We start from the raw sequence: 7,071 nt of genomic DNA on the forward strand, positions 1-7,071 counted from the left end.
GGCGAGCTCGGCGATATTGGCCGGGGTGATCACTTCCTTCGCCACCGCGACAGCAGAGTTCAACCCGATCGTGCCGAGCTTCTACAAAGCCGCACCCGGATCTCCGGCCTCGGTCCGCGGATCCGAGGCCTTCTCGAGTCGCTGGGAGATCGTCTTGTCCGGCTCATAGGACAGATTCGTGATCGAGTCCCCCGAGATGTCCTCATTGACGATGTCGGTACCCGACTTGATCGTCGTCGTCGCCAACGCATCGGCGACGCTCATCAACGACCCCACCGGATCATCGGGATTGATCTCGGACTGCCCAGCGAGATTCGCCATGACCCGCGCGATCGGCGCCCCCTCGGGCACATCACAGGCCATATCGCCCGTCTCACACCACGACGCCACACGGCCCGAGGCTTCGCCGTAGTCACTGGCCTCATCAATGACCGCTGCGCCCAGGCCACCACCGGCAGGAACCTGCTGCTGCGCGGAACCGACCGACACCTTCTCGACCTCGTCGCCCTCGGCGCCGGGCGGCGCCGACGGGTGCTCCTGCCCCTCGGCGCCGGGGAGAACCGGCGATCCCGGGGCGCGGCCGGGGTTGGACAGCATCGATCCCATCGCCAGCTTGTCCGCCGGCACCGGACCGGACCCGTCACCGATCGCCTTCGCGACGTTCGACGCGCCGCCGGCGCCCTGGGAGTACCCCAGAATCCCGATCAACATGTCCGGGCAGCGCGTGCTGTCGGCGGTGATCATCTCCCCGAGCTTCTCCGCGCCGCCGCTCACCGAACGGCGGTACTCCGTCTTGCCCGAGCCCGTCCCCGGCGCTCCCCCGAAACTCGCCTCGTAAGGCACGTACTTTCGGTCGATGATGTTCTGCCCAGCAAACGCATCGACCACGGGACCGAGGATCGTGCCCAACGCGCCGGTGTCCTGCGACTCCGAAGCATCCGGCGACGACTGCCCTGTGCCCTGCATCCCGTAGATCATCAATTTCGGGCACTCCGCCGGCGCCGCAGACGACGTCCCCGACGTCGGTGCCACCGCGCCGCTCGTCGACGTTGCAGAACCCGTCGTCGCCGACGGCGAGCTCGACGACACAGAAGCACTCGTCGACGCCGACGAGGGCGCCGTGGCCGTGGGCGCCGTGGCCGTGGGCGCCGTGGACGACGACTGCGCGGCGGCTACGCCGCCACCGACCGTCGAGAGAACCGCGACCGCAGAAAGAAGGGGAACCACCCTGCCCACCACGCGGTTCCGAGATACCGGGAAAAGAAGACTCATCGTTTACTGCCCCTGCTCTTGAATGTCGGTGATCGACACCCGGTCACCGTCGCGCTTCGTGGAAAATGTCTGTGTGAATGTCTCCGGCGCTGCCGACGGCCGGGCCTCGACGATCTCGACCGTCGCTTTATCGCCATCAGGGGTCACCGTCACGCAGTAATCGGTCGCCTCGGGGACCGCGTCGATCCCGGATTGCAGCACCTTCACCGCTTCATCCGGACGAAATGGAGAGTCCGTGTCGGTGAGCTCGGTGGCCTCCTTCGCGTCCCGGGAGTTGTAGTAGGCGTCCTCGAACGCCAAAACGATGCCGGGGACAGACTTCCGATCCCCGGCACCGTTGCCCGTCACCTGCCCGCCGCTCGAGGACTCCTCACAGGTAAACTTCGCCGGCGCCGCAGTTGGGGCGGGCGCGGCTTCCTCTTCCAGCGCCGCTGCAAGAGGCTTATCCGCGGCCGAATCGTCCTCCCCGCCGGGCAAGGAGCTCACGATGACGGCGACCACCACGACAAGCAGCAGCACGGCAGCGCCGCCACCTGCCAGGGCGATCCATTTACGCCGATCCATCACTGACCGCTTGGGCTCCGCTTCGCCAGGCTCGGCAGCGAACTCGCCCTCAGCCACTTCCTGCGGTCGCGGCTGTGGCGAGGGAACGGGGTCCGCCCACGCCGGAGCAGCCGGCCCTACGGGAGCTGGGACCGCTCGAAGAGCTGGCTCCGTATCGTCCCCGGACGGGCCGGGCCGCTCGGCGGCGCTTTCCTCATTCGCTCGAGCTCCCTGCGCCCACGCGGGACTCTCTTCGGGCCGGGCCGAACGGCCAACGGGCCCTTCGTCGCCGGAATGCGCGCCGCTGCCCGTCGCTGACCCCTCGGTGGGGCTGCTGGGTACTGGCTCTGCGGGCCGCGCCCACGCCGGGCGGGACGAGGCGCCCGGCATGCCCGGTGTGCTGCCATTGTTTTCCGACATCAGCGCAATCCCTCCGTCCCGACGCGGGCGATCTGTTAGTTACCGAAGTTCGCGTGCGGGACCGGACCGGCGCCGGTGGAGCCTGCACCGTTGAGCTGCGGCACGGCCTGCTCGTTCCACGCATCGACGCCGTTGTTGTACGCGTCGGTCGCGGCCTGCATCGTGTTGTTGTAGGCGTCGTTCACGCCGTTCTGAACGCCGAGACGCGCATGCGGATCAGCGGCTACAGCGCCGCCGACACCGACCGAACCGGCGACAGCACCGGCCGCAGCCGGCGCACCGATCGCCGTGCCGACGATCGCTGCGGGACCAGCAGCAGCGGCCGCGCCGAGAGCGCCAGCCGGCGCGCCGAGCGCCGCAGCGCCAGCGAGAATCGCGGCAGCGATGGGAGTGATGATCGGATCCATGAGGAGTTCTCCTTCTACGAGTGGTTAGTGCGGAACGGCTCTGTTAGCCGAAGTTGAAGGGCCCGGCGATGTGCTCGTCATTGACGGGCGCCGGCGGGCCGAGCTGGATGGGGGCCGGACCCGGCGCAGGCGCCGGGGCCGGGGCTTGAGGAGCCGGTGCCTGCTGCTGCGGCACCGACTGCTGGGGAGCGGGATACGACTGCGTGGGCGCCGGCTGGACCGGCGCGGACTGGGCCGGGGCCTGCTCGACCGGCGCCTGCTGCTGCGGCGCGCTCTGCTGGCCGGACGCAGCGCCATCGCTCGGGGCGGTTTCGGACCGCTCCTCGGACGCCTTCTTGTCCGCGTCGTTTTTGTCCTTGGCCTTCTTCGCGTCGTCGGCCTTCTTCTTGTCGCCCGCACTGCGGGCGTCCGTGACGCCGGCCTGCTTCGAATCCTTGGCGCCGGCGTACTCCGTCTTCTTTGCCTCGTCGGTCCTGCTCGGCTTCGCCTCACCGGCCAGCTTCTCGCCCTCTCCGGACGGCTTCGCCTTACCGGGCGTCTCCTGCGCCGCGACGGTCGTGCCCGTCTCACGAGCGGAGGTAATGCCTTGCTGGCCTGAACCCTCGCTGGTCTTCGCCGACGACGAGGCCTCCACACCCGCATTCCGCGCGGGCGCTAGACCGGCCTGGCCCGCGAATGCCGCGCCGACCGAGCCAAAAGCGATAGCGCCCGCTACCGCACCCACGACCGCACCGCTCAGTGCGCCGCGCCGCTTTGAAGCCATGTCACATCTCCCCTGTTAGAAGTAGCCCGGACTGTCGCAGACGGCCTGAGCGGTACTACAGCAGTGTAATCCATCGTGGACTATTTCAGGATAGTCCATGCGATACACTGTGCGCAACAGTTTGGAATAATGAGGAGATGTTTTATGAGTTCGGCGAGGAGGAAACGCCCAGGTAAGACCGCCTTCCCCGTGTACCCTGAAGCTATTGTTAGGCTCGTGTCTATGACATCAGGCGAGGGAACCGGAGGCTGGTTTGCGCTCGCCGACGCCGTAAAGCGACGACGAGGGAATCTCGGGATGTCCCAGCGCGACGTCTACGCCTGCGGGGGACCATCACCGGCGACGGTGATGAAAATCGAGAACACCGACGGCACCGGGCCCAAACCGGGGCCGAAGACCCTCGCGCGCCTGGACCACGCCTTGCAATGGATGTCGGGGACGGCACAGCGCGTGCTCGGCGGAGCATTGTCTCCTGATCTGGCGGTGGCGGCGCGCTCTCGGACATCGACCGAATCGGGCACCGACCTCGAGGCTGCGCTCGACCCCGCGCGCATGATCATTGATCACGGTGGCGAAATCATCAGCTACCTGTTGTCAGTCGGCCAGCTCACCGAGCTCCCCGAAAGTGTCCGGCTCCAAGGACAGGAGCTCACGAGCATCCTGTCCGATTTCTATGTCACCATGCTGCTCGAGAAGTACGGGGGCCCCGGCCAAGAGCTTCCGGAGCACATTCGCGCATCGATCCTCCCGGCACTCACGGCGCCGGAGCCCGCCGCAGACACGCCGGACTACTACCGGTGGGCCTACCGACGGTGGCTCGCAGGGTTGAACTTCCGCGACGCGGACGCAACCATGTTTTCCATGTACTGGAACTCCAAACACGGAGGAAGCGAATGAACCCCACGCCAACGCCCTTCGTGCGCATCCAGGAACTCACCGAGGGCGCACATGAGGGACTCGCCGCCGCGGCACAGCACTACGCCGCGCTCACCACGGATCTCAGCGCCGACGCCATTCGGTTCGAGCTCGACGGCCTCGCACCGCTCTCGAACGACCTTATCGACGCCATCGCAGCCGACCTAGGATTCGACGACGGCCACATCTGGCTCAGGGAATTTCTCACTGGTTCGCGTGTCGACGATCGCACGTCCACGCACGTACACCGGGTGCGCGAACTCGTCAGGGCGGGCGTCACCCTCCGTCGGGTGGTGCCGGAGCAGTGACCGAGTCCATCTCCACTCGAGTCCGCGCGTGCTACGCCGAGCTCCTCCAAGCGTCGGGCAATAGCGCCTGTTCGGCGATTTTTGCTGCCGCGGAGGAGCGCCTTCCCTTCCCTGTGCAGATTCAGCGAGCACCGGCCCACACCATCTCCGGTTGTGCGGCATCGGGACGGGCAGTTACTAATTTCGATCAGAAGATCCACACGATCACACTCGCCGAGGAACTACCTCCGCCGGCGGCCAGCCATACCCTCGCTCACGAATACTTCCACCTGCTGCATCATCTCCCGAGCGTGGACAGAATCGATGACGCCGTCGACTACTACGCCACGTTCCCCGAGCTCAAAGGTATTCCGCGAGGGGTTCTGCGGTATCTCGTCCAGCAGTCCATGACCACGATGTACCGGGGCCGCGTCGACACCATTTGGGAGCGCGAAGCCGAAGCGTTCGCCGAGCTGGTCGTCACAACCGCCTACGCGCGAACCCTTCCTGCATCACGATCCCCGCTCCTCATCGCTCTCGGTGCGCCCGATGCTCGAAGGTGACTACACCGCTCTGATCGCAGGGCTCCTAACGATCCTTCCCGGCGGGGCGATAGCAGCCTCGACGTGGCTACCGTCGCGGCTGCGCTGCCTCGGAGGAGCAGTGGCACTACTCGGATGCGGAAAGTTTTTTAGGCTCCGCGGTCTTTTCGACATCTATGTCGAACCCGTCCTCGCCCGAATCTTCCACAGCCACAACCTCCCCGTCGCCTTCGCTGTCGTGTCCGGGCTCATCTCGTTCGCCCTCGTCGTCGGCGCGCTCCTGACGACCCGCCGAAGCCGCTGGGGGCTCGCAATATTTACCATCGCTGCGTGCACCATCTTCGTTGCATTGGGGCACGCAGCCTATGGAGACAGCTTCCGCCCCCTACTTTCCGCAGACGGACTCGACACCGCAGATCAGACGCTCGTCTGGGGATCGGCGATGTTCTTCCAAGGCCTTACGTCCACGATCGTCCTCGTCCTCGCTCTGCGCGCAGGCAATAGCCCTGTCGATTCCGGCGCGGGGAAGGCGACACGTCTCGCGCTCATCGTCATGGGAACTGCCGGCCTGGCCTACTTCCTGTCGAAAATCGCGTTTCTCATCCTTATGACCTTCGACCACGCCGGAACGCTCGCACAAAGCCTCCTAGCTACCAGCTTTGTGTCCCTGACCCTCTCGGCGCTGGGATTGGCGTTCGCGGTCTATATCCCCGCCGCACTCGCTCTACATAGCCGATTACGGCGATTCCAACTCCTTCGCCAATCGGCCATCCGCGCCTCGAGGAGGCGGCTGTGGCGCCTGTCGAGAACCCCGGAAGCCACGCATCGCGCCATCATCGAGAACGCCGATCGCCTCATCCTTCGTGGCGAGCCGAGCACAGCCACGTAACCTCCTGGCCAGGCTCTTCCGTGTACTCCACATCACGACCAATCTCCTGCCCTTCGAGGTAGAACGTGGAGACCTGCTCAGGGAGCCACGGAGTCCCGTCGAGGTACTCCTGGGGGGACTCGATCGTCGACACAAAGGTCGAGCCGTAGGTCTGCACCTCAGTCGACATCGAGCGAGTCATCGTCTCGCCCTGCGAACCGGGACCGAAGTGCGCAAACGCGAACACGCTTCCGGGGACGCTCGCCTTCGCCGCCTGCTCAGCCACACGATCTGCAATAGCGGATTCGAGATAGAACAACAGCCCCTCGGCGACCCACACGGTGCGTTGCTCGGGGTCAAACCCAGCGCCAACCAGGGCGTCAATCCACTCTGGATCTCGCAGGTCGGCCGTGACGCTCGTGGCATCGACCGGGGCGGGCCCGAGCGCCTCCTGTGTAAAGCCGGCCGTGCCCGGAAGGTCGAGCATCCAGAACCGCGTCGCAGGAGGAACGGGCAAACGCCACGGACGTGCGTCAAGCCCCGAGCCCAGAAGAACGACCTGAGTAGCCCCGTCGCCCACGCCCTTCATCACAGCGTCATCGAGGAACCTAGAGCGCAACAGAACACTCGTGCAGACGCGGCGCACGAGGTCATCCGGGAAGCCCGCTACGTCAAAGCCGCCGGCAGCGGTCACCACGGTTGCAGCGAACTCGTCGGTAAACCCAGCGGTGCCGCTCACTTCGGCCCGCGCCGCGGCCACCATCAGCGCGGTAATATCTCCTTCGTATGCCATATTATTCCACTCCCCTATACGATCTGGACTCAGTTGATTCCAAACTATTTCGTGGCGGTGCTTGTGTGCAGTTTCGTGCCCCGCTAACGTAGGCAACGTTACACACGTGTAATTACGGAGAGGTGGTTTGCCATGGCGTGGCCCACGATCGAGACGTGGATTCCTGCGCGTTTGCGTCAGGACCGCGAGGATCGCGGGCTGTCTCGCACTGAGCTAGGCCTTCAACTCGGTATCTCGGCGTCCGCGATACCGAGTTGAAGG

The 7,071-nt window shown here is 65.7% G+C and carries 9 protein-coding genes; 4 read left to right on the top strand and 5 right to left on the bottom strand.

Annotated features, from left to right (window positions below; all coding sequences use genetic code 11):
- Positions 1-81 precede the first annotated feature (81 nt).
- The 4 genes from V7E05_RS12650 to V7E05_RS12665 form a co-directional block, all read right to left on the bottom strand.
- The gene (locus V7E05_RS12650; protein WP_333620000.1) at positions 82-1,272 is read right to left on the bottom strand and encodes a cutinase family protein; all 1,191 of its coding nucleotides are present in this window, start codon (positions 1,270-1,272) and stop codon (positions 82-84) included.
- 3 nt (positions 1,273-1,275) lie between these two features.
- Positions 1,276-1,893, bottom strand: a complete 618-nt coding sequence (locus V7E05_RS12655) for a hypothetical protein (RefSeq protein ID WP_333620001.1) — start codon at positions 1,891-1,893, stop codon at positions 1,276-1,278.
- A gap of 377 nt (positions 1,894-2,270) precedes the next feature.
- Positions 2,271-2,642: a hypothetical protein gene (locus V7E05_RS12660; protein WP_333620002.1), complete on the bottom strand. Its 372-nt coding sequence runs from the start codon at positions 2,640-2,642 to the stop codon at positions 2,271-2,273.
- 43 nt (positions 2,643-2,685) lie between these two features.
- Positions 2,686-3,405, bottom strand: coding sequence for a hypothetical protein (locus tag V7E05_RS12665; protein ID WP_333620003.1), 720 nt, complete (start codon positions 3,403-3,405; stop codon positions 2,686-2,688).
- Between the two features lie 216 nt (positions 3,406-3,621).
- On the opposite strand from V7E05_RS12665, the gene V7E05_RS12670 reads away from it, so the two are divergent.
- The 4 genes from V7E05_RS12670 to V7E05_RS12685 all read left to right on the top strand — a co-directional run bounded on the left by V7E05_RS12670 (position 3,622) and on the right by V7E05_RS12685 (position 6,038).
- Positions 3,622-4,302, top strand: a complete 681-nt coding sequence (locus tag V7E05_RS12670) for a helix-turn-helix domain-containing protein (protein WP_333620004.1) — start codon at positions 3,622-3,624, stop codon at positions 4,300-4,302.
- Positions 4,299-4,628 (top strand): hypothetical protein, encoded by a 330-nt coding sequence (locus tag V7E05_RS12675; RefSeq protein ID WP_333620005.1) that lies wholly within the window; start codon positions 4,299-4,301, stop codon positions 4,626-4,628. Before V7E05_RS12670 ends, V7E05_RS12675 begins: the two co-directional genes overlap by 4 nt.
- Before the next feature lie 290 nt (positions 4,629-4,918).
- Positions 4,919-5,170: a hypothetical protein gene (locus V7E05_RS12680; RefSeq protein ID WP_333620006.1), complete on the top strand. Its 252-nt coding sequence runs from the start codon at positions 4,919-4,921 to the stop codon at positions 5,168-5,170.
- Between the two features lie 100 nt (positions 5,171-5,270).
- Positions 5,271-6,038, top strand: coding sequence for a hypothetical protein (locus V7E05_RS12685; protein ID WP_333620007.1), 768 nt, complete (start codon positions 5,271-5,273; stop codon positions 6,036-6,038).
- Here the strand turns inward: V7E05_RS12685 and V7E05_RS12690 are convergent.
- Positions 6,004-6,810 carry a class I SAM-dependent methyltransferase gene (locus V7E05_RS12690; RefSeq protein ID WP_333620008.1) on the bottom strand — a complete coding sequence of 269 codons (807 nt, stop codon included), beginning with the start codon at positions 6,808-6,810 and terminating at the stop codon, positions 6,004-6,006. The two genes, V7E05_RS12685 and V7E05_RS12690, sit on opposite strands and share 35 nt — an antisense overlap.
- Between the last annotated feature and the right edge of the window lie 261 nt (positions 6,811-7,071).

The sequence above is a fragment of the Dietzia sp. genome, assembly GCF_036741115.1.
In the GTDB taxonomy this organism is placed as follows: Bacteria; Actinomycetota; Actinomycetes; order Mycobacteriales; family Mycobacteriaceae; genus Dietzia.